Consider the following 23,019-nt stretch of genomic DNA (forward strand, 5'->3'; position numbering starts at 1 on the left):
ACCCGGCCCAGCCGGCACCAGCCGGCACCGGCCCTAAGCCACCACCGAGTCGTCCTCCACAGCCCCGGCAGCCATCGAAGCCCAGCGGCGCAGGAAAGCCTCGCCGGCGTCGTCGTGAATCCGGCCCGGAACGGTCAGCACAGGATAGGGCTTGGCGGGGACCCCGTCGGCCGGGCGCACGTCCACGTGGGCGACGTCGAATCCCAGGGAATGCAGCTCGTCCGCCATGGCGTAATCCGTCCGGGAATCCCCGACCGTCCGCCAGGTCCGCGGCACGGGCGTCCCCGCCGCCTCCAGCAGGGACAGCGCACGCCGGGCGCCGAGGTCCTTGCCCACCCCGAGGGCCTCGATGTCCGTGGAGATGATCGTCGGATCGATCCGGTAATCGACGGAATCATCGGAGTCGGGTGCGTGGTGGTCCAGACGGCAGACGCCCATGTCGAACCTGGACATCAGCGCCAGGGCATCGGCGTCGAACGCTTCCTGCTCGGCGAGGTAGTCGGCGTTGGCGACGTCGATGTTTTGTTCCACCGACACCATCGCCAGCTTCGTCTCGTCGAAGAACATGTGGCCGGCGTAGGAACCGGCCACCAGTTCCCGGACCGCGTCCGCATATTCGCGCGGCAGCGCCAGTTCGCCGTCGACTTCCACGGGACCGGAGCCTGTCCCGTTGAAGGAGAACCAGACCGCTCCCTTTTCGCAGATGGCGTGGACCAGCACGTCGGCCGGCAGGCCGGCGGCAAGCATCGGTTCCATGACCTGCGTCCGGATGAAGTCGTCAGAGCGGCCGGTGTTGAAGACCACCGGCCAGCCGGCGGACGCGAGGGCGACCAGATGGCCGATTACCTCGGGGGACACGGTGCGGGTGAGCGGCGAGGCCACCGGACCGTCGACGTCGAGCAGCAGGCCAAAGCGGGGAGCGTAGGAAGTCACCCTTCCAGTATTCCTGCTGCGCGGCCGCCTCCTGGTGTCAAAATGGGTAAAACGCGTAATCAGAGGCTTGTTGCCGGGGAGTCCTGTTTCCTTGGATGCTGAACTTCTCTACTCTGGATGAGTGATCTTCAAAGCTGTCGGCGATGTGCGCCCCTACCCTGACCATGGATACGTAACACCCAAGGACTGGGCAGCGGTACCTCCCCGGCAGGTCCGGTTGGACGAGCTGGTGACGACAAAAGCCACGCTTGATCTCGGTGCGCTCCTGGCCGAGGATTCCACCTTCTTTGGAGACCTTTTCCCGCATGTCGTGCAATGGAGGGGAACCATGTACCTGGAAGACGGATTGCACCGCGCAGTCAGGACCGCGCTGCACCAGCGCACCATCCTGCACGCCCGCGTGCTGGTGATCGATGACTAACCAGCCCCCTCGAGGGCAACGCGAAGGCGCTCAGGCAAAGGGTGAGCCGGAGGAGTGGCATGGCCACCGGATCGTCACCGAACGTGACCTGGGAGCCGTTTTCGATGACGACGGCGATGAAAGAGCCGCAGGTCGGTCCAAGCGTAAGCGCACCTTCCACGGCATCGTCCTGGGGCTGCTGATCACCGTATTGATCGCCGCTGCGGTTGTAGCCCAGGGCATCACTTCGGGCTGGATCGCGCTTCCCCAGGCGGCGCCCCGCGAGCCGGTCGAAACAGGCTGCCCGGCAGGGCCGTACCTTTATCAGTCACCGGACACTGTGACCGTCAATGTCTACAACACGACGGCGACTCCCGGGCTGGCCGGGGAAGTGGCTGAAGCGCTCAAGAAGCGCGGCTTCGTGGTGGAGACCGTCGGCAACAGCACCGTCAACCGGGAAGGCATGACGGCGATCATCCTCTCCGGCCCCACCGGCGAGTCCGCCGCATTCACGCTCCAGCAGCAGATCCCGGGGACCCAGTACATCCAGGACGACCGCGAAGATTCCTCGGTCGATGTTGTCATCGGCTCGGCCTATGACTCCCTGGTGCCGGTCGAGAAGGCACAGGCAGCGCCCCCGGGGCCGATCACCTGTCCCTGGCAAAGCGAGGCTCCGTCGGGCGAGGCCGGCTAACCCGCCAGTCCCAGGACTCATTCCCATCCGGCGGTTTGGCCGGTACCCTGCGCCGGGATGAAACCTGGACACCTAGGGACAGCCCCGCCCCCAGACACAGCCCCGTTCCCAGACACAGCGCACCCCGCCGACACGGCGCCGTCCGTCGCGCCGGCGGCCGGCACGGCCCCGGACCCCACACTGCTGCTGGCTGCCCTGCCCCTGGACGCTTCCGGCCCGGAGGGCCCGCCCCTCACCCCTGCGGAACTCCGCCGGGCAGCTGCGTTCACCGCGGCCGCCGCCCGCCGCCGGTTCCTGGCAGGACGCTATGCCGCCCGCCGGTTCGTGGCCGAAGTTGCCGGTGCACCGCTGGCCGAGGTGAAGGCCGAGTACCGCTGCAGTTCGTGCAGCAACGTGTCGGGACTAAGCCATGGAACGCCGCACTACTCCATCAGCGGCGGGCCCTCCGGTTTCTTCTTCAGCTTCAGCCGCGCCGGGAACAGGATCCTGGCTGCCGCTTTCGGCGCAGCACCCGTCGGCGTCGACGCCGCTGAAGTCAGCGGCTTCGCGCTCCCTTCCCTTGACGGTGTGATCGCCACCGAGCGGGAACGGCGAAACATCCAGGCGCTGGCGGCTGCCGGCCGTCCTGCGGCGCGGGCCCGGCTCTGGGCTAGGAAGGAGGCCGTCCTGAAGGCCACCGGGGACGGATTGCGGATCCCGCCCCAGCAGCTCGAGGCCGGAGACCTGGAAACAGTGCGCGTGCCCACTACCGGCGCGGTGCTGCGGGTTATGGATCTGGATGCGCCGGCCCTGGGACTGCCGAAGGGAACGTTGGCAGCGGCCGCCGTTCCCGCTGCCGGAGAGCTGGCTCCCGGGAAGCTGGCCTTCCGGCAGGTCAGGTGGAGCCAGACCCGTTTTCCGTAGCGCGTACTGTTCCGCCGCGGGCCAGTACGCTCCGCCGGGTGGCGTTCACTGCCTTCGCGATGAGTTCCTCAAGCGGGCCCTGGCGCCGGATGGTGCGCCAGATCAAAGCAAACGCAATCACGGCTGCGACCTGCAGCGCGTAGGAAAGTTCCGGCTCATCTTCGTAAAAGCCTGAGCCCAGCACCAGCAGGTGGAGGCAGTACAGGGTCAGCGTCATGCTTCCTGCCGCAGTCAGGGGAAGCAGGTATCGTCCGGCGGCGTGACCCAGCAGCAGCATGGCGCCAAGCACCGCCGCGGCGACGCCGATGGTGAAGACGAGGTCCAGCGGCGTGGTCGAGTGCGGGGCCAGGATGCCGATCCACCAGAAAGTCGTGGTGGGGAGATGATCTTCCGGGCCCCAGACCAAAACGTCCTGGATCGTCTCGGGATCCAGGAAAGGCGTGGCATCGGCAATTCGCTGCAGGCCGCCCAGCGGTCCGAGCACCAGCGCCGAGGCCAGTGCGGCCGCGACGGCAGTGCCGATTCCCGCAATGAGAACGGCGCACTGCGTCTTCCACTCTCCCAGCCGCAGCCGGCCGATCGCCATTCCCGCACAGATGTACGCCATCCACGGGATAGCCGGATATGTTCCGGTCACCAGCAACTGGGTTGCCAGCTGCCATGGATCGGTGAACAGGTCCGTGAACGTGGGATCGAAGCCGGGTTCAGGCAAGATGCCCCGAAGCAGTTGCATCAGCACCGGACCAAGCACCGCGAACACCGCGGCGGCCGTGAACAGGGCACGTGCCGACATGCCCAGCAGGGGAACCGCGAGCAGGAACATGGCGCCGTAGTAGGCCAGGATGATGAAGGCAGGCATGTCGACATAGGCGATGGCCAGTCCCAGGCAGGTCACCACGCCGGCCCTTACAGCCGTCCCGTAGCGGACGGCCGTCAGCGCACGGCCGATCCGGGGCTGGGTGCCGCCCGACGACAAGGCCAGCGCCACTCCGGCCAGCAGGGCAAACAAAGCGGCTGACTTTCCGGCGAACAAGGTCCATGCCAGTGACGGGCCCTCATCCTCCGCTACGGCCGGGAGCAGGTGAATGGCCATCATGCCGATCAGCGCGATCCCGCGGGCCGCGTCAATGCCCGTGAACCTTACTTTCTTGGTGATACCCGGAACGCTCATCGGTCCTCTTCCGTAACAGCCTGGCTGCCGGGGGTCCCGGATGCGGAGACCCTCATCAGGACTCCCGACAGAACCAGCACTGGCTGTGCACTGACTAGGTGAAAGCTGGGAAGTCCCTGTGGACAGGGATATCACAGAAGCTGTTCGGTGATGAATGGGTAGCGTACCCGTAATTTCCCGCACGGTCCCCGCGTATCCGAGTGATATCGGCCCGCCCCGGTACTCATGGCCATCAGGGAATGGCATATCTAGCCTTCTTCAGGCTGCCGCAGTCGCTCCCCGGGGAGACGGCAGGCGGCCGTTGCAGAAGAACGAGTTGCCATCAGAGAGAACGTCCCATGACTTTGTCCGAAGACCGGTCCGAAAACCTGAGAACAGCGAAAGGAGGGCGGCCAGCAGACTGTGCCGCCGGCGAAGCCTCCCGCACCGAGCAGCCGGCCCGCCGGACTGCCGGCGAGAAGGCCCAGGTGTTCAGCCGCACGGTGCTCGCGCCCGACCGTGCCGTCTACTACGGAGGGCCCGCAACGGAACAGCGGACCCTCGTCGACATCTTCAACCACACCGCGGCCGCCTACCCCTCCGCGCCCGCCCTCGATGACGGCTCCGATCCGCTCACCTATTCCCAGCTGGACGAGCGCGTCCAGGCCCTGGCGCGCAAGCTGTGGTCGGCCAGCATCGGTGCCGGCGACCGGGTGGGAATCCTTGTCCCGTCCGGGTCGGCCGATCTCTACATCGCTATCCTCGGAGTGCTGGTTTCCGGTGCGGCCTATGTCCCCGTGGACGCCGATGAACCCGCAGGACGGGCGGAAACCGTCTGGGAAGAAGGCGGCGTCTGTGCCGTGATCGGTGAGGGCCTCCAGCTGGCCATCCGGCAGGGTGTACCCATCCGGGGCAACGGACCGGTCCCCCATCCCGAAGATGACGCGTGGATCATCTTCACTTCCGGGTCAACCGGCAAGCCCAAGGGCGTGGCCGTGACCCATCGCTCGGCGGCCGCACTGGTCGACGCCGAATCCCGGCTCTACTGCGTGGACGCACCGCTCAGCCCCGGCGACCGGGTCCTGGCAGGACTCTCGGTAGCCTTCGATGCTTCGTGTGAAGAAATGTGGCTGGCCTGGGCGCACGGTGCCTGCCTGGTTCCCGCCCCGCGGTCAGTGGTGCGGTCCATCATCGATCTTGGGCCGTGGCTGGAAGAACGCCGGATCACCGCCGTTTCCACTGTGCCCACCCTCGCCTCGGTCTGGCCGGCGGAAACCGTGAGCCGGATCCGCCTGCTGATCTTTGGCGGCGAGGCCTGCCCGCCGGAACTGGGTACCCGGCTCTCCGGCCCGGGCCGGGAAGTCTGGAACACCTACGGGCCCACAGAAGCAACGGTCATTGCCTGCGCGGCTCCCCTGGACGGATCGTCGCCGGTCCGCATTGGCCTGCCGATCGAAGGCTGGGACCTCGCCGTCGTCGATCCCGACGGCAACCCCGTGCCGTGGGGCGAGGAAGGCGAGCTGGTGATTGGCGGCGTCGGACTGGCGCGGTATCTCGATCCGGGCATCAACGCGGAGAAGTACGCTCCGCTGCCCTCGCTCGGCTGGAACCGGGCGTACCGCAGCGGCGACAAGGTCCGGGCTGACCGGGAGGGCCTGGTGTTCGCCGGCCGCCTGGACGAACAGGTCAAGCTTGCCGGACGGCGGGTGGAACTCGGCGAAATCGACACCGCACTGGCAGCCCTTCCAGGCGTTGCCAGCGCCGCCGCCGCGGTCCAGACCACGGCGAGCGGCAACGAAGTCCTGGTCGGTTACCTCGTCGAATCCGAGGAAGGCAGCCTAGATCTGGCGGCAGCCCGAGAACACCTGAGCATCCACCTGCCCGCAACCCTGATCCCTACGCTTCGGATCATCACTGAACTTCCCATGAAGACCTCCGGCAAAGTGGACCGCAAGGCCCTGAGCGTGCCGGAGACAACGGTGGAACAGCAACTCGACGTCGAGGTTGAGCTGAACGCCGACCTGCGCTGGCTCGCCCAGCGCTGGACGGACCTGCTCGGGCCCCAGCAGCTCACCAAGGACAGCGACTTTTTTGCCCTCGGCGGAGCAAGCCTCGCAGCAGCGCAGCTGGTTTCAGCGCTCCGGGAGCGGTATCCCAAGGTCTCCATCGCCGACATCTATGCATACTCGTCGCTGACGGCAATGGCCGCCCGGCTCCGGGAAACCACGGACGACGGCGCCGCAGTGCGGCAGGTTCCTGCGACGCCGTGGTGGACCGGGCTGGCCCAGACGCCGCTGATCGCCGGTCTCTACGGCATCACCGGGCTGCGCTATGTCACCGGCATCGCGCTGGTTTGCTGGGTGATGAGCAATGTCCTGGCGACGCCGTGGACGCCGGATCCTCCGCTGCTTCCCCTGCTGGCAGCCTGGGTGGTGCTGTACAGCCTTCCGGCCCGCATGTTCGGCGCAGTCCTGGCCTGCCGGACCCTGCTCTTCCGGATCCGGCCGGGTGTCTATGCCCGGGGCGGCGGAACGCACCTGCGCCTGTGGGCTGCGGAGCGGATCGTCACCTACGCGAAGCTTGAACCGATCATGGGCACGCCGATGGGCATCTGGTATGCCCGGGCACTGGGCTGCGGCATTGGCTCCGGCGTCCACCTCGAAGCCATGCCTCCGGTCACGGGCCTGGCAGAGATCGAGGACGGGGCGGCTGTCGAGTACGAAGCTGATCTGGCCGGGCACTGGCTGGACGGCCATGAGCTGCACATCGGACACGTGCGGATTGGCGAGAACAGCCGGGTTGGTGCCCGTTCCACCGTGATGGGAAATGCCCAGGTGGGCGCAGGCGCCGAGATTGAACCCGGAACGTTCGTCTCCGGTGTCGTTCCCCCGGGGGAAAAATGGTCCGGGTCGCCCATGGAATATGTGGGATCGGCCGGAGAAGGATGGCCGCGCGCCGCCGTGACGAACGAGGAATCATCAAGCCTGGTCAAGCTCCTCTACGCCGCAGGACTGGGATGGATGACGGTGATGACGTTCCTGGCCATCATCCCGGGATCCATGCTGGTGCTCCTGCTCCTGCAGGATGCTGCGCAGCTGGGGCCGGCGCTCCTGGAGTTGGCACTCTGGGCCCCCGTGTTCGTGGTGCTGACCATGGGAACCTACCTGGCGCTCACCATCTTCTCGGTCAGGATGCTGGCCTCCCTGCTCCCGCCCGGAATCCACAGGCTCGACAGCAGCGCCGGCTGGGCTGCATGGCTGTCCAACCAGCTGCTGGCCAAGAGCCTCATTTCCATGTATCCGCTGTACGCAGGAATGCTGACGCCGGTCTGGATGGAGTGGCTGGGCGCCAAGGTGGGCAAAAACGCCGAGATCTCGACCGTGGAGACCATCCCGCACCTGACATCAGTGGGCGACCGCTCCTTCTTGGCAGACCATTCCCTGGTCTCGGCGGCGCGTGTCCGGCAAGGATGGCTGCATCTGGGCCCAACCTCGGTGGGGGAGAAGTCCTTCGTCGGGAACTCAGGGATTGTGGGAGCCGATACGGCGGTGCCGGATAACGCACTTATCGCCGTCCTCTCATCGGCGCCCAGGGATATGCCGGAGAATTCCTCCTGGTTTGGCCGGCCGCCGGTGGAGCTTCCACGCCCGGTCGAAGAGGGCGACTCCTCGCGGACCTATGAGCCCCCGATGAGGCTGCGCCTGGCCCGTGCCGCCGTCGAGACGTGCCGCCTCATTCCGGCAGTACTTACCGTGTGGCTGGCGCTCGCCACCGTTTACGTCCTGGCGGCCATCTCCGACACCGCAGGGCTCCTTCCCGCAGTACTCCTCTCCGGGCCGATCCTGCTGCTCAGCGGCATTCTGGCGTGCCTGACAGCGATCCTGGCCAAGTGGCTGCTGGTTGGCCAGTTCCGCTCCACGGAACATCCGCTCTGGAGTTCGTTCGTCTGGCGCAACGAACTGGCTGACGTCTTCTCGGAATCCCTCGCTGTGCCCGGCCTGGTGCGGATGTCCCTTGGAACGCCCATGCTCAACGCCTGGCTGCGCTGGATGGGTGCAGACATTGGCCGGGGAGTCTGGTGTGAGACGTGGTGGCTGCCGGAGTTCGACCTCATCGAGATCGGCAGCGGCGCCAGCATCAACCGCGGCACTGTCCTGCAGACGCACCTTTTCCATGACCGCATCATGCGACTGGACCGTGTGTCGATTGGTGCCGGAGCCACCCTGGGTCCCAACAGCATTGTGCTGCCGGGCAGTGCCATCGAAGAGGGTGCAACCGTCGGCTGCTGTTCGCTGGTGATGCGTGAGGAGAGCGTCCCGGCGAACAGCACCTGGTACGGAAATCCGCTGACCCACTGGGATGCGTCAGCGACGTCTGCTGCTGCTCCCGTGCACCGGGACGCGGTTCCCCGCGGCAACGCCCGCCGGACGCATGGCCGCCGCCGTGCCGTGGCGCCTTCACGATAGGAGAGAAAGATGTTCAGCCCAGTACAGACCGCCACGTCGGAGCTCGCCGAAACCGCGTTTGGACGCATCCTGACGGCCATGGTGACGCCGTTCACCACAGCCGGCAAGCTGGACCAGGCCGGTGCGGGGGACCTCGCCCGGTGGCTCTGCCGCGATGGATTCAATGACGGAGTGGTAGTCAACGGCACTACCGGAGAGTCCTTTGCGACGTCGAACTGGGAGAAGGCGTCCATGATCCATGCGGCGTCCATGGCGTTGCAGGGGACCGGGCGCAAGGTGATCGCCGGGGTGGGCTCCGGCGATACGGCACACAGCATCACGCTTGCCCAGGAAGCAGCTGACCAGTACGCCGACGGCTTGCTGGTGGTCGCGCCCTATTACTCGCGGCCCTCGCAGGCCGGCCTGCTGCGCCACTTCCTCGCGGTGGCTGACAGCACCGACTTGCCCGTGATGCTCTACGACATCCCAAAGCGGACCGGCGTCGCGATCAGCGAGGAGACTCTGGCAGCCGCGGCGAGGCATCCCCGCATCGTCGCCGTCAAGGACGCCAAAGGTGACCTGGAATCCACATCCCGGGTCATCGCCGAGACAGGGCTGGTGTACTACTCGGGCGACGATGCGCTCAACCTGCCGCTGCTTTCGGTCGGGGCGTCCGGATTTGTTTCGGTGGTCGGCCACTTTGCCGCCCGGGAGCTTCGTGAGCTTTTGTCGGCGTACTCGTCGGGGCGGGTCGGAGAGGCACTGGATGTCCATCGCCGCCTGCTGCCGGCCTACGCGGGCACGTTCCGCTGCCCGGGGGCGGCCTCCACCAAGGCATTGCTGAACCGGCTCGGCCTGCCGTCCGGACCGGTGCGGCTGCCGCTGGTTGACCTCACGGAGACGGAACTGGAGCGCTTTCTGCGGGACGTGCACAGCTCAGGCCTGCTGCCTGAGCCGGTGCCGGTCCAATGACCGCGGATCAGGGCCGCCGGAACAGGCAAAACCATAAGCATGCCGCCGAGCGGACTCCGGCCACCGGCGGGCGGGCGGCAGGCAAGGACAGGCTATCCGGTGTGGACGCTGCCCGCGGGGTTGCGCTGCTGGCCATGATCGCCGTCCACATCATGCCCGCGTGGAACGACGAGTTTGCGCCGACGCTTGTCTGGTCTGTCTTCGCCGGGCGCGGTGTCGCCTTGTTTGCGCTCCTCGCCGGGCTGTCCCTGGCCCTGAGCTCCGGAGGCTCCCGCCGGCTCGACGGCGACCGCCTCTCGGCAGCCCGCTCCGGCATCGCCGTGCGCGCCGCAATCATCTTGGCCATCGGCCTCCTGCTGGGCTACCTGGACATCACAGCCCAAGTGATCCTGGCCTATTACGGAGTCATGTTCCTGCTCGCCTTACCGTTGCTGCGGCTGTCTGCCCGGGCGCTGACGGTGTTGGCCGCGGCGGTGGCGCTGGTGTTCCCTTTCATCATGCAGGGGTTGCGGGACTACCTGCCGGAGCCCCCGCCCGGGCAGCCGACCCTGACCGGACTCTTCACGGACTTCGGCGCGCAGGTCCCGCAGCTGCTGCTCACCGGGACCTACCCCGCGCTGCCGTGGATGGCATACATCTGCGCCGGCCTGGCGATCGGACGCTTGGACCTGCGCAGCCGCAAGGTCCAGTCGGGCCTCCTGGCCGGCGGGTGCGGGCTGGCCCTGCTGACCACCCTGGTTTCGGCCTTCCTGCTTGGCCCCGCCGGGGGGCGGAGTGCCTTGGAAGAGCTGAACGGCGGCGGCAGCACCGGTGAGGAAGCGGTCTACGACATCCTCGTCTGGGGGCCGGATCCCACGCTGCCCACGGATTCGTGGTGGTGGCTGGCCGGGCTGGCTCCGTATTCAAGTACTCCTGTGGTCATCCTGAACACGATCGGCATCTCGGCTGCACTGCTGGCACTGCTGCTGCTCGTTGGCCCCCGGATTGAGCGGTTCCTGGCGCCCCTGGCCGCAATGGGGACCATGACGCTCACGCTCTACAGCGCCCATTTGCTGCTGCTGGCTACCGGACTGCTTGCCGAATATCCGTGGCCCGCCCTTCTCCTGCATATCGGACTGGCAGCGGCCTTCGCCCTGCTCTGGCGTCCGAGGATGGGACAGGGCCCGTTGGAACGGCTGGTCTCAGCGGCAGTGTCCCGCGTCCGGGCGTCGGTACTGTCCAAGGCACAGCTCCGTGCCGAGGACGCGCCCCGGCAGGAGGAACCGGTCCCGCCGGGACGCCTGCGCAACAGGAACAGCCGGCACCGGGCCGGCGTGCAGAATGCCGATCCGCCCGGGCAGCAGCGTTGACCCCCGCCGCACACCGGATACGGTGCCGAAGGGCGGTCTTGCCGATGGCAGCGGCGCTGTTCCTGACGGGGACGGCGCCGCTCCATGCGTTAGAGAACGGCAGTACCCCGGCCGCCCCGCCGCCCGGCGCCGGACAGGTGTCGCCCGTGCCCGGGGTTTCGGCCAATCCCTGTGACCGGCTGACGGCGGGGGAAGTGAAGTTCGACGTCGGGGATTCTGCCCGGGTCACCTTCGCCACTGCCGCGGCATACGGGAGTACCGCCGTCCTGCTCACCAGCTGCGTGCAGGACGGAGATGAGAGTTACCGGCAGGAATGGCAGCGGACAGGGTTCGCCGGCCGGAACGGGTTCGCTCCCCGGGGACGCATGTGGGAAAACACCCTCTTCTCTCCCACGGGATCGTTTACGGTAACCGAGGCACTGGGACGGGAAAACCCCGGAACGGAACTGAAGTATTACCAGGTGAATGAGCAATCGCGCTGGGGAGGAGAGAAAGGGCGGACCTACAACCAGTACTTCGAGGGAGAGGGCGGCCGCGCTGATGAGAACCTCTGGCGCTACATGCAGAGCGGGCTCTACGAGCAGGCTGCAGTAATCAACTGGAACCGGCCGCCGGATATGCCCGTCACACAGGGGGCTTCCTTCGCGATCTTCCTGCACGCGGGCAACGCCGAGACGTGGGGCTGCATCTCTACGGATCTGGCAACGGTGACGAAGTTCTTGAAGACAGCCGTACCGGGGGACAGGATGGTCATGGGAATCCAGGACGACGTCTTCCTCACCTCAACCGCCCGGTCGGACGCACTGATGCTTGAGCGTGCAGCCGAAGAAGCGGCAGTTGAAAAGCGTGCAGCTGAACAGCGCGCCGCGGCCCAGCGGGACGCAGAGGACGCCGCGGCGGTATCGGACTGGGAACCGTACGCTGTTGGCGCGTTCTCCCTGACGCTGTTCGTTATGTATGTGACAGCGAAGCTCCGAGGCGGCCGTGCCCGCCCTGAACAGAGTCCCCGCACCGCCGACGCACAAGAGCCCGCAATCCGTTAGCGGGGGAGGCAGTTGCAGGTCTTGACCTGTCTGGCTGCAGCGCTGCCGATAAACTGTGGACTATGGCGGGCAGGAACAGCTTCAGCGACAGGTCTGAAACCGGCCGGCGGAACATCGAAGGCCAGGCAGACCTCGAGGCGGGATTCGCTGCGGGTAAAGCGCTGTATGAAGAGCGGATGAAGCTGCTCCCCGGATTGTGGATGCCTCCCGCTCCGCCGTGGAGCGAATTGCCCGCTGAGGTCCGTGCCCGCTGGCAGCGAACTGCAGCGCAGGCAAAAAACCACGGCTGACAAAATCGGTTCCAGCTGGCAGGATCAGCGCCCATGCACGCCGTGAGCCCTACCTCCTCCACCCCCGGCTCGGGAACCAGACAGGATTACGTGCCCGGCCACGGGCATCCCCAGTACTCGGTCTCCCGCTATGAGCTGGAACTGGATTATGACGTCGGCCGGAACCGTCTGGAGGCCGTGGCCACGCTGCGAGCCGTTGCCGCTGAGCTGCTCGCCGACGTCGTACTGGACCTTGGCCCGCACCTCACCGTGGTCAGGGCGGAGTTCTCAGGTGCCGCGGTTCCCTTCGTCCGCAGCACCCATCACGTACGAATCCCGCTTCCCGTCACCGTGGCCCGCGGCGGTGTGATGTCCCTGCGGATCACCTACGCCGGGCAGCCGCAGCCGCTGGACGGACCCTGGGGAACTATCGGATGGGAAGAACTGGACGACGGTGTGCTGGTCGCCGGCCAGCCTGCGGGCGCCCCCACCTGGTTTCCCTGCAACGATCACCCCGCGGACAAAGCCTCCTACCGGATTACGGTTACGGCCGATGCCGGCTACCGCGTGGTCGCCAACGGAGCCTGCCTTTCCCGGGTTCGGAACGGTTCCCGCAGCACCTGGACCTTCGAACAGGCCGAGCCGATGGCCCCCTACCTGGCCACCGTGCAGATCGGCCGCTATGAACAGGCCGCCATCGGCCGGCGGGAGATCCTGGTGGCACCTCCGTCCCTCCTGCCGAAAGCTTGGAAAGCCCTGGCTGGACATGAGCCGATGTTTGCTGCCTTCGAGCGGTGGTTCGGGCCCTACCCCTTCGCCGGCTACACCGTGGTGGTGACCGCTGACAAGCTCGAGATCCCGCTGGAAGCGCAGACCCTGACCGTCCTTGGCCGCAATCACCTGGGCAAGAAGTCCAGGAGCCTGCTGGCGCACGAACTGGCACACCAGTGGTTCGGAAACTCAGTGACGGCCGGCGACTGGCAGGACATCTGGCTGCACGAAGGATTTGCCACCTACGCCGAGTGGCTGTGGGCCGAGGAATCCGGCCAACGCACGGCTGACGAGCAGGCCGGCAAGGCACGCCGCCGGCTCGCGGGATGCCCGCAGGATCTGCGCCTGGCCGATCCCGGACCGGAAAGGATGTTCGACGACGTCGTCTACGTGCGCGGAGCCCTCGCCGTGCATGCGCTTCGCCGGGCCGGGACCGACGCGGTGTTCTTCAGCCTCCTGCGCGCCTGGACGGAAGCGTTCCGGCACGGCAACGCGTCCACGGCGGACTTCCTGGCGCTGGCGGAACGCGCCTACGCCGGCACCGGTGTTCGCCCCGGGACCCTGCTGGGACCCTGGCTTTTCGAACCCGGGCTGCCGGAGGGCTAGCGGCCTTCCGCCGGTGCGGCCTCCGCGGGTGCGCCGGCCCGGGTTTCATCCGCCAGCTCGGCGCGTTCCCGGCCGGGACCGCGTACCCAGAGACGGTAGGCCACAAACAGCAGCCCGATCCAGACGACGCCGACGATCAGGGCGACCCGGGTGTCCGGCATGATCCCCAGCAGCACCACAATGAAGACCATGAAGCCCAGGGCAGCGTAGGACGCGGCCGGCCAGAACGGGACGCCGAACTCTGAGGCCGGCAGGCTCCGGCGCTTGATTTCACGTTTCATCGCGATGTGGGAGAGCAGGATCATCAGCCATACCCAGACGGTGGCGAAGGTCGCGATCGAAGCGATCAGCAGGAAGAGGGACTCGGGCAGCAGCGCATTGAGCACGACGCCGGCAAGCAGGACTGCGGCCATCACGGCCACCGTCATCCAGGGCACGCCGTGCCGGGAGATGCGGGCGAAGCCCGCCGGTGCCTGGCCCTGCCTGGCGAGGGCGAACATCATCCGGCCGGCACCGAAGGTATCCGAGTTGATGGCCGAGATTGCTGCGGTGATGACCACCGCGTTGAGGATGTGCGCGGCGGCCGGAATGCCGAGGGCGTCGAAGATCTGGACAAAGGGACTGGTCTCGCCGTCGATCTGTTCCCACGGGAAAATCATCATCAGCACTGAGAGCGCACCGACGTAGAACAGCAGGATGCGGACCGGGACGGTGTTGACTGCCGCGGGAATGGCTTTCTTCGGGTTTTCGGCTTCTCCTGCCGTAATTCCAATGGTCTCGATGCCGCCGAACGCGAACATCACGACGGCGAAGGACGCCAGCACGCCCCAGATCCCGTTGGCGAAGAAGCCGCCGGAGCCCAGGAGGGTGTCCAGACCGGGGTTAGCCGCATCCGGCAGCCCGAAACCGAAGACGATGATCGCGGCGCCGCCGGCGATCATGGCGATGATGGCCGAGACCTTGATGATGGAAAGCCAGAACTCGGTCTCGCCGAATACCTTCACCCGCATCAGGTTCAGTGCGGCGATCAGGAAAATGACGGCGAGGATCCAGATCCAGCGCGGAACCTCCGGGAACCAGAACCCCATGTAGATGCCGAAGGCCGTCACGTCCGCAATCGCGACGATTGCCATCTCGAACGCGAATGTCCACCCGGTGATGAACCCGGCGAACGGGCCCAGGTAACGGCTGGCGTAGTGTCCGAAGGAACCGGAGACCGGGTGCCGGACGGCCATCTCGCCGAGGGCCCGCATGACCAGGAACACCGCCGCCCCGCCAATGATGTAGGCCAGGAGCACTGCCGGACCGGCAGCCTGGATGGCTGCGGCCGATCCGTAGAACAGGCCCGTGCCGATGGCCGAGCCAAGTGCCATGAAACGGATGTGCCGGACGTTCAGTCCGCGGGCCAGCGCTTGGCCAAAGGAAGACATGGAGAAACACCTTGGAGTGGGGGATTAGCCGCAGCGGCGGCCAATCAATGGTACGCCTCCCGGCGCCTGCGCTGCCGGGAAGCGGACCCGCCAGGAAGTGGTATCTGCCACACCGGCACGCTTTAAAAGGCAAGCGGGGGGGGGGGGGGGGGGGGGGGGCGGCCGCGCCCCCCCCCCCCCCCCCCCCCCCCAGCCGGAACTCAGGACTTAGGCAACCGCCGGCTCTCGGGATTCGTGCAGGAACCGTGCGTAGGCCGGAACGGTCAGGAAGGTCGGGAAGTGTTCGCCGCAGGCGACTTCCTCGAAGATTTCCAGCGCGTCTTCGAAACGGTCACCGTCGAAGCGTTCCAGCTTGCCGAACTCTTCTTCCAGCAGCTCCTGGACCCAGTGCGGGGTCACGATGTCGCCCTCGTCCGTCACTGCGGAGGAATGGATCCACTGCCAGACCTGGGACCTGGAGATCTCAGCCGTGGCTGCGTCCTCCATCAGGTTGTTGATCGCAGCTGCGCCGTTGCCCCGCAGCCAGGACTCGATGTACCGGATGCCCACCTCGATGTTGCTGCGGATACCGGCCTCGGTGATCACGCCCGGAGTGGCTGCAATGTTCAGCAGCTCCTTATCGTTCGGGACCACGTCTTCACGGGTGCGTTCGAGCTGGTTCGGACGCTCGCCGAGCACGCCGTCGAACACCTCCATGGCCACCGGCACCAGATCCGGGTGCGCCACCCAGGAACCGTCGAAACCGTCGGTCACTTCGCGAGTCTTGTCAGCGCGCACCCGCTCCATGGCGACGTCGTTCGCTGCCTTGTCCTTGCGGTTGGGGATGAAGGCAGCCATGCCGCCGATGGCGTGGGCGCCGCGGCGGTGGCAGGCACGGACCAGCTGCTCGGTGTAGGAGCGCATGAACGGAGCGGTCATGGTCACCATGCCGCGGTCCGGGAGGATGAAGCGCGGGCCGCGGGTGCGGAAATTCTTGATCACGGAGAAGATGTAGTCCCAGCGGCCGGCGTTCAGGCCTGCGGCGTGGTCGCGCAGTTCGTAGAGGATTTCTTCCATCTCGAACGCCGCGGTGATGGTTTCGATCAGCACGGTGGCGCGGATGGTGCCCTGCGGGATGCCCAGCAGGTCCTGCGCCAGGATGAAGATGTCATTCCAGAGGCGGGCCTCGAGGTGGTTCTCGATCTTCGGCAGGTAGAAGTACGGGCCGCGGCCTTCGGCGATCAGGCGGTGGGCGTTGTGGAAGAAGTAGAGGCCGAAGTCCACGATTCCGCCGGCGATCGGGGTGTTGTTCACCAGCATGTGCTTCTCGGGCAGGTGCCAGCCGCGGGGACGGACCACAATGGTGGGCAGCTCCGTCAGCTGGGAGCCGCTGACCTTGTACTCCTTGCCCTCGGGTGAGGTGAAGGACAGGCGGTAGTCCAGGGCATCGCGCAGGTTCAGCTGGCCGTTGATCACGTTGGACCACGACGGCGTGGAGGAGTCCTCCATGTCCGCCAGCCACACCTTGGCGCCGGAGTTCAGGGCGTTGATGGTCATCTTGCGGTCCACCGGACCGGTGATTTCCACGCGGCGGTCTTCCAAGCCGGGGGCCGTGGGAGCCACGCGCCAGGAGCTGTCCTCCCGGATGTGGCGGGTTTCGGGCAGGAACGACGGGTCGGCGCCGTTGGAGATCTGCTGCCGGCGCGCCTGCCGCTGCTGCAGCAGTTCCTGGCGGCGGGTGTGGGTGGCCTGGTGCAGCGCCTTGACGAAGTCCAGGGCCTGCGGGGTGAGGATCTCCTCCTGCCGGCGGACCGGCGAAGCGGTGAGGGAAATACCGTTCAGGGTGATGGGATCGTTCATGGCGTGCTCCTTGGCATCTTTCAAAGTTTGGGGTTCCTCCGTCCCTCCCACCCGCCGAAAGGGCAGTTACGGCTGTTTTCAGGGCTGAAACGAGCCGTAACTGGCCTCTCGATGGGCGCGGAGGGGGCAGGAGGGTGGTGCTGGTTAGTGGAACTGGGCGGTTTCGGTGGAACCGGCCAGAGCCAGGGTGCTGCCCTCGGGGTTGAGGGCGGTGGCGATTGCGTCAAAGTAGCCGGTGCCGACTTCGCGCTGGTGGCGGGTAGCGGTGTAGCCGCGGTCTTCGGAGCCGAATTCCTTCTCCTGCAGTTCCACGTAGGCGCTCATGCCGTTGCGGGCGTAGCCGTGGGCAAGATCGAACATGGAGTAGTTCAGGGCGTGGAAACCGGCCAGCGTGATGAACTGGAACTTGAAGCCCATGGCACCGAGCTCGCGCTGGAACTTGGCGATCGTGTCGTCATCCAGGTGCTTCTTCCAGTTGAAGGACGGCGAGCAGTTGTAGGCCAGCATCTGGTCCGGGAACTCGGAGCGGACAGCTTCGGAGAACTTGCGGGCCATTTCCAGGTCCGGGGTGCCGGTCTCCATCCAGATAAGGTCGGAGTACGGTGCGTAGGCCTTGGCACGGGCGATGCAGGGCTCAATGCCGTTGCGGACCTTGTAGAAGCCTTCAGCCGTGCGCTCGCCAGTGATGAACTCCTGGTCCCGCTCGTCGACGTCGGACGTGATTAGGGTTGCGGCCTCGGCGTCGGTGCGGGCGATCACCACGGTGGGTGTGTCTGCGACGTCGGCTGCCAGACGGGCAGCGTTAAGGGTGCGGATGTGCTGGCTGGTGGGGATCAGCACCTTGCCGCCAAGGTGGCCGCACTTCTTTTCCGACGCGAGCTGGTCCTCCCAATGAACGCCCGAGGCGCCGGCCTGAATCATGGACTTCATCAGTTCGTAGGCGTTCAGCGGGCCGGGGCGGGGGGCGGGGCGGGCGGCGGGCCGCCGCCGCGGGCGGCGGCGTCGGCCACGATCGGCACCAGGTAGTCATCCACGGACTGGATGCCTTCGGCGAACTCGATCTGGTCGGCGCGGAGCAGGGCGTTGTTGATGCGGCGGACGACGGTGGGAACCGAGTTTGCCGGGTAGAGCGACTGGTCCGGGTAGGTGTGGCCGGAATTGTTGGCGTCAGCGGCAACCTGCCAGCCGGAGAGGTAGATGGCCTTCAGTCCGGCCTTGACCTGCTGCACGGCCTGGTTGCCGGTCAGGGCGCCGAGTGCGTTGGTGTAGCCCTCGTCGCCGGCGTTGCGGAGCTGGTCCCACAGCTTCTCGGCGCCGCGGCGGGCCAGGGTGTGCTCTTCCTGGACGCGGCCACGGAGCTTGACGACGTCTTCGGCAGTGTAATCGCGCTCGATGCCGTCCCAGCGGGGATCGGTGGCCCATTCCTGGGCGAGCTGCTCTGCGGTGCGTGCTGTCTGGTCGCGGCTGGGTTCCTGCGTCATTGCCTAACATCTCCTCGGTTTGCGGTGCGAGCCGGTCTTGCACGAATCCGGCATTTCCTTGCTGTGCAATCAACACTCGGGCAAAAACAACCCTCTTTCTAGGGGTTTTCTATGGAAAGAAACGCAGTTCTTCGCATATTGTGAATTTGTGACGAGTGCAACATGGAACCGGCCCCTTCCTGCCGGCAAAACGGACGACGACGGTGCCTCGGACTCCTCGCTCGACGTGATCAGCCTGGGCCGCCGGGTGCGCCACCTGCGCAAGGCCAAGGGCATGACGCTCGATGACCTGGGGGCCGCCGTCGGGACCGTGGCTTCGCAGCTTTCCCTGCTCGAAAACGGCAAGCGCGAGCCGAAACTCGGGATGCTGCAGTCCCTGGCGAAAGCATTGGACGTGAGCATCGACCAGCTGCTGGGGTCGGAGCCGCCGAGCCGCAGGGCAGCCCTGGAAATCGAGTTGGAACGGGCCCAGCGCGGACCGCTGTACCAATCCCTGGGCCTGCCGAAGGTCCGCATTTCTTCGCGTTTGCCGCTTGACGTGCTCGAATCCCTGGTCGGCCTGCAGTCCGAACTCGAGCGCCGGCTCAACGAACAGGTGGCGACACCGGAGGAAGCCCGCCGCGCCAATGGTGAGCTGCGGGTCATGATGCGCGAGCGGAACAACTACTTCCCGGAGTATGAGCAAGCCGCACAAAAGGTCCTGGACTCCGTGGGCCACACCAACGGCCCGCTGTCCCAGCACGTCATTGCGGACATTGCCGCCCATCTTGGCTTCAGCCTGCACCACGTTTCCGACCTGCCGCACTCCACGCGCTCGGTGACGGACCTCAAGAACAAGCGGATCTACCTGACCCAGTCCCAGCGCTCAGAACACGATCCGCGCTCGGTGCTGCTCCAGGCCCTCGGGCACTACGTTCTGGACCACCAGACGCCCAGCAGCTACGGAGAATTCCTCAGCCAGCGGGTCGCCACGAACTACTTCGCCGCCGCCCTGCTGCTGCCGGAGAAAGCCACCGTGGAGTTCCTGCAGCGCGCCAAGACGGCCAAGGAAATCGCCGTCGAGGACATCCGTGACGCCTTCGCTGTCTCCTATGAGACCGCAGCGCACCGGTTCACCAACCTGGCCACCGAGCACCTGGGCATCCGCACGCACTTCCAGAAAGTGCATGAGAGCGGCATTGTCTACAAGGCCTATGAGAACGACGGCGTGACGTTCCCGTCTGACCACACCGGAGCTATCGAGGGCCAGCCGATCTGCCGCTACTGGACCTCACGCGAAGTTTTCTCGGTGCCGGATAAATTCAGTGCCTACAACCAGTACACGGACACCCCGGCCGGAACCTTCTGGTGCACGGCGCGGACCGAACGAAGCTCCGGCGGCCTGTTCTCGCTGAGCATCGGCGTGCCGTACGCGCACGTGAAGTGGTTTCGCGGCCGGGACACCACGGAGCGGTCCAAGTCCCGCTGCCCGGATCCGGACTGCTGCCGCACGCCCCCGGCGGAGCTGGCATCGGAGTGGTCCGGCATGGCCTGGCCCAGTGCACGGGCGCACTCGCATCTGCTGGCCGCCCTGCCGCCCGGCGCCTTCCCGGGCGTGGACGAGACCGAGGTGTACAGCTTCCTGCAGGCTCACGCCGGGGACTGACCTGGTTCCCGTCATCGAGAGGCCAGTTACGGCTCGTTTCGGCCGCGAGAAGAGCCGTAACTGGCCTCTCGATGGAGCGGTGGTTACTGCTCCGTGGGCAGGGTGAGGATCTCGGCGCCGTCGTCCGTGATGATGATGGTGTGCTCGCTGTGCGCACTGCGGGCACCCGTTGAGCTGCGCAGTGTCCAGCCGTCCGCGTCGAAGGTGAGCTGGTCCGTGTCGGCCATGACCCACGGCTCCAGGGCCAGCATCAGGCCGGGCGTGAGGACGTAGCCGCGCCCGGGGCGGCCGGTGTTGGGAATGTGCGGGTCCTGGTGCATGGTGGAGCCGATGCCGTGGCCGCCGAATTCGGTGTTCACCGGATAGCCGGCGTCGCCCAGTACCGTCCCGATGGCGTGTGAGAGGTCGCCGATGCGTGCTCCCGGGCGAGCGGCGGCAATGCCGGCTGCCAGCGCCCGTTCGGTGGTGTCGATCAGCTTCACGCTTTCGGCTGGCCGGGCATCCCCGACAAGAAAACTGATCGCGGAGTCAGCCGCGATTCCGTCCTTGGACACGGCAAGGTCAAGGCTGAGCAGGTCCCCGTCCTGCAGGTGGTAGTCGTGGGGCAGGCCGTGCAGCACGGCGTCGTTCACCCCGGTGCAGATGTAGTGCCCGAACGGTCCGCGGCCGAAAGACGGCTCATAGTCGATATAGCAGGACGCGGCACCCGCATCCCGAATCATGTCGCCCGTCCACCGATCGATGTCCAGCAGGTTGGTGCCGACGGTTGCCCGCTTCTTCATGGCCTGGAGGATGTCCGCGACGAGCCGGCCGGTGACCCGGGCCTTTGCCGCTTCCGCTGCGTTCAGGATTTCGATCATGTGGTGCCTTTCGGGGCAGGGGAATTCGGCGTCTGTTCTGCATTCTGGCAGAACGTTTAGGGTGTAGGCATGCCTGAGATGCCGGAAGTACAGGGACTGGTCGATTTCCTGCGGTCCAAGCTGCTCCCGGAGGACGACGCGCCGGCCCGGGTCGCCGACGTCGAAGTCCTGTCCTTTTCAGTCCTGAAGACCGCCGAGGTTCCGCTGGATGCCTTGAAGGAGGGGCCGGTGACCGCCGTCGGCCGCCGCGGCAAGTTCCTCATCATCACGGCCGGGGGAGCGCATCTGGTGATACATCTGGCAAAGGCCGGGTGGCTTCGGTGGTCCGACGCCCTGAAACCCGGCAAGCTGCGGCCCGGCAAGGGTGCCATGGCACTGCGCGTGCGGTTCGCCCCGAAGGACCCAGGCGGGGATGAACCGGGGTTCGATCTCACCGAAGCAGGCACCAAGAAATCCCTGGCGGTCTATGTGGTCCGGGGAGTGGAGGAAGTCCCCGGGATTGCACGGCTGGGACCGGAAGCGTTCGACGTCGACCAGGAGACTTTTGCGGCGCTGGTCGCCGGCCACCGCGGGCAGATTAAGGGCCTGCTGCGGGACCAGTCGGTCATCGCGGGAGTCGGCAACGCATACAGCGACGAGATCCTGCACGCCGCGCATCTCTCGCCGTTCGCCAACGCCTCGAAGCTGACGCCGGAGGAAGTCGAGCGGCTCTACCAGGCCATGGGGGCCGTTTTGGAGTCGGCAATCGAGAACGCGACCGGCCGCCCTGCCGCGGAGCTGAAGGACTCCAAACGCCGGGCCCTGCGGGTACATGCCCGGACCGGGGAATTGTGTCCGGTGTGCGGGGACACCGTGCGTGAGGTGTCCTTCGCTGACTCTTCGCTGCAGTACTGCCCCACCTGCCAGACCGGCGGCAAGCTGCTGGCCGACCGCCGGCTGTCCAAACTGCTGAAGTAGGCGGTTAGACCAGGGACACCGGGGCAAGTATCGCTGCCGCAACCATCAAGACGAGGACCACCAGCACGGACGTTCCGCACAACAGCCAGATCCGTCGCTTGGAGCCGCGCGGAGCGAACCAGATCGCTGCCGTACCTGCACCCAGCAGGGCGATGCCAACCGGCAGGAACGCGCCCACCTTGGGCCAGGTGTTCATCGGGAGCAGCAGATTGGCCCCGTACATGGTCAGGAACAGGGCCGGAATGCCCAGGCCGATGGAAAGCAGCGCGACCAGCAGGTTGAAGCGTGCCTGGGCATCAGCTTCGCGTGAACCGGAAATGCTTGAGGCAGCGGAGAGCAGCATGCGGATGCACTCTGTCTCCTTTTCAAGCTGGCGGCACATTTCCTGGCACTGGCGTACGGCGGCGTCGTGAACCCTCATCCACGGCCGGGTCTCATGCGTCGCGGGAGAATGCTGGTTGATGAGGGCCGGATCCTGCAGCTTCCGGTACGCGTGGTAGGCCTCGGAATCCGTGGTGTGCACCCATAAGCCTTCGCGGACGGCTTCCCGCGCCTGATCCGCCGCCCGGCCGCAGATGATGTTCAGCTGGAGCAGTGCAGCGATGACATCCGTGTATTCCTCGGATGCCTTCGTGTCTGTGCTGGATTCGGCCAGGCATGCTTCCAAGGCGTAGCGGATTTCGCGGACGGAGCCGACGGTGTTGCGCGAAAACTCCGCCAGGGACTTCGCCAACCGGGCGGCCGTGATGACGGGTTCACCGGAAAGATCCGTGAGTTCCAGCCGCTCCTGCAGCTGGTGCGCCGCCAGGGACTCAATTTCTGTCCTGCGCGCGGAATCGGCCGCTGGAATGAGGGTGAATTCGTTGACGTTCCCGTTTTCCGCCCAAGCCGCTACGAGCGTGGCTTCCACGCTGACGCGGCCCGGCGTCACCGTGATCAGGACGTGCCCGACAGCAGCCCAGCGTTCCCCGTCGGTGTTCCCGGGAAGGAGCAGGAGGGGTGCGACGCGCAGGCCCGGGGGCTGCGCAGCCGTTGTGGCTGCTTCGCTGGCAGCACGCTCATCCATGCCTGAGTTGAAGATGGCGCCCGAACCGAACCGGACGCTGACCCGGATGCCTTCCCTGCCCGGACTGCCCGCCGTGTCCTGCTCGCCTGCTGTCTGAATCACTGCATCCCCCAAAGTGCGTTTACGTTTGCTTCCCCAAGTATGCGGCCGGCACGAACGCGGGCCCCCCCGCCCACCCGGGGCCCCGGGTTTTTTTTTGGGGGGGT

Annotated in this window: 17 protein-coding genes and 1 pseudogene; 11 read left to right on the forward strand and 7 right to left on the reverse strand. The window is 66.4% G+C overall.

Annotation, left to right across the window (positions count from 1 at the left end; all coding sequences use genetic code 11):
• Window positions 1–33: 33 nt before the first annotated feature.
• A complete protein-coding gene (locus TVB01_RS15270) occupies window positions 34–933 on the reverse strand; it encodes a hypothetical protein (protein ID WP_422456761.1) in 900 nt (299 codons plus the stop codon).
• Window positions 934–1,054: 121 nt separating this feature from the next.
• On the opposite strand from TVB01_RS15270, the gene TVB01_RS15275 reads away from it, so the two are divergent.
• From TVB01_RS15275 to TVB01_RS15285, 3 genes are read left to right on the forward strand one after another with little or no spacing between them, the layout of a single operon-like run.
• Window positions 1,055–1,354, forward strand: a complete 300-nt coding sequence (locus tag TVB01_RS15275) for a type II toxin-antitoxin system VapB family antitoxin (RefSeq protein ID WP_066299736.1) — start codon at window positions 1,055–1,057, stop codon at window positions 1,352–1,354.
• A complete protein-coding gene (locus tag TVB01_RS15280) occupies window positions 1,347–2,027 on the forward strand; it encodes a LytR C-terminal domain-containing protein (RefSeq protein WP_422456762.1) in 681 nt (226 codons plus the stop codon). Before TVB01_RS15275 ends, TVB01_RS15280 begins: the two co-directional genes overlap by 8 nt.
• Before the next feature lie 57 nt (window positions 2,028–2,084).
• Entirely contained in the window at window positions 2,085–2,930 is an 846-nt protein-coding gene (locus TVB01_RS15285; protein ID WP_422456763.1) for a 4'-phosphopantetheinyl transferase family protein, read from the forward strand.
• Here the strand turns inward: TVB01_RS15285 and TVB01_RS15290 are convergent.
• Window positions 2,902–4,101 (reverse strand): heparan-alpha-glucosaminide N-acetyltransferase domain-containing protein, encoded by a 1,200-nt coding sequence (locus TVB01_RS15290; RefSeq protein ID WP_422456764.1) that lies wholly within the window; start codon window positions 4,099–4,101, stop codon window positions 2,902–2,904. The two genes, TVB01_RS15285 and TVB01_RS15290, sit on opposite strands and share 29 nt — an antisense overlap.
• 338 nt (window positions 4,102–4,439) lie before the next feature.
• Between TVB01_RS15290 and TVB01_RS15295 the strand changes: the two genes are divergently transcribed.
• The 6 genes from TVB01_RS15295 to TVB01_RS15320 all read left to right on the forward strand — a co-directional run bounded on the left by TVB01_RS15295 (window position 4,440) and on the right by TVB01_RS15320 (window position 13,535).
• On the forward strand, window positions 4,440–8,546 hold the full coding sequence (locus TVB01_RS15295; RefSeq protein WP_422456765.1) for a Pls/PosA family non-ribosomal peptide synthetase: 4,107 nt from the start codon (window positions 4,440–4,442) through the stop codon (window positions 8,544–8,546).
• Window positions 8,547–8,555: 9 nt separating this feature from the next.
• Complete coding sequence (gene dapA, locus TVB01_RS15300; protein WP_422456766.1) at window positions 8,556–9,497, forward strand: 4-hydroxy-tetrahydrodipicolinate synthase; 942 nt, start codon at window positions 8,556–8,558, stop codon at window positions 9,495–9,497.
• A 101-nt stretch (window positions 9,498–9,598) separates the two neighbouring features.
• Entirely contained in the window at window positions 9,599–10,846 is a 1,248-nt protein-coding gene (locus TVB01_RS15305) for a heparan-alpha-glucosaminide N-acetyltransferase domain-containing protein (RefSeq protein ID WP_422456767.1), read from the forward strand.
• Between the two features lie 146 nt (window positions 10,847–10,992).
• On the forward strand, window positions 10,993–11,889 hold the full coding sequence (locus TVB01_RS15310) for a hypothetical protein (RefSeq protein ID WP_422456768.1): 897 nt from the start codon (window positions 10,993–10,995) through the stop codon (window positions 11,887–11,889).
• 62 nt (window positions 11,890–11,951) lie between these two features.
• Window positions 11,952–12,179 (forward strand): hypothetical protein, encoded by a 228-nt coding sequence (locus TVB01_RS15315; RefSeq protein WP_422456769.1) that lies wholly within the window; start codon window positions 11,952–11,954, stop codon window positions 12,177–12,179.
• 33 nt (window positions 12,180–12,212) lie between these two features.
• The gene (locus TVB01_RS15320; protein WP_422456770.1) at window positions 12,213–13,535 is read left to right on the forward strand and encodes a M1 family metallopeptidase; all 1,323 of its coding nucleotides are present in this window, start codon (window positions 12,213–12,215) and stop codon (window positions 13,533–13,535) included.
• Here TVB01_RS15320 and TVB01_RS15325 read toward each other — a convergent pair.
• The 3 genes and pseudogenes from TVB01_RS15325 to aceA form a co-directional block, all read right to left on the reverse strand.
• Window positions 13,532–14,965 (reverse strand): amino acid permease, encoded by a 1,434-nt coding sequence (locus TVB01_RS15325; RefSeq protein ID WP_422456771.1) that lies wholly within the window; start codon window positions 14,963–14,965, stop codon window positions 13,532–13,534. The genes TVB01_RS15320 and TVB01_RS15325 overlap by 4 nt on opposite strands.
• Window positions 14,966–15,172: 207 nt before the next feature.
• Window positions 15,173–16,804, reverse strand: a complete 1,632-nt coding sequence (gene aceB, locus TVB01_RS15330) for a malate synthase A (protein WP_422456772.1) — start codon at window positions 16,802–16,804, stop codon at window positions 15,173–15,175.
• A gap of 144 nt (window positions 16,805–16,948) precedes the next feature.
• Window positions 16,949–18,285 (reverse strand): annotated as a pseudogene (aceA, locus tag TVB01_RS15335) (isocitrate lyase).
• A gap of 148 nt (window positions 18,286–18,433) precedes the next feature.
• On the opposite strand from aceA, the gene TVB01_RS15340 reads away from it, so the two are divergent.
• The gene (locus TVB01_RS15340) at window positions 18,434–19,930 is read left to right on the forward strand and encodes a helix-turn-helix domain-containing protein (protein WP_422456773.1); all 1,497 of its coding nucleotides are present in this window, start codon (window positions 18,434–18,436) and stop codon (window positions 19,928–19,930) included.
• An 83-nt stretch (window positions 19,931–20,013) separates the two neighbouring features.
• Here the strand turns inward: TVB01_RS15340 and map are convergent, their stop codons facing one another.
• Window positions 20,014–20,790 (reverse strand): type I methionyl aminopeptidase, encoded by a 777-nt coding sequence (gene map, locus TVB01_RS15345; protein ID WP_422456774.1) that lies wholly within the window; start codon window positions 20,788–20,790, stop codon window positions 20,014–20,016.
• A gap of 69 nt (window positions 20,791–20,859) precedes the next feature.
• On the opposite strand from map, the gene TVB01_RS15350 reads away from it, so the two are divergent.
• Window positions 20,860–21,747 (forward strand): Fpg/Nei family DNA glycosylase, encoded by an 888-nt coding sequence (locus tag TVB01_RS15350; RefSeq protein WP_422456775.1) that lies wholly within the window; start codon window positions 20,860–20,862, stop codon window positions 21,745–21,747.
• 4 nt (window positions 21,748–21,751) lie between these two features.
• On the opposite strand, the gene TVB01_RS15355 is transcribed toward TVB01_RS15350, so the two are convergent.
• Complete coding sequence (locus TVB01_RS15355; RefSeq protein WP_422456776.1) at window positions 21,752–22,915, reverse strand: hypothetical protein; 1,164 nt, start codon at window positions 22,913–22,915, stop codon at window positions 21,752–21,754.
• Between the last annotated feature and the right edge of the window lie 104 nt (window positions 22,916–23,019).

The sequence above is a fragment of the Arthrobacter sp. 7Tela_A1 genome (genome assembly GCF_049311065.1).
GTDB lineage: Bacteria > Actinomycetota > Actinomycetes > Actinomycetales > Micrococcaceae > Arthrobacter_B.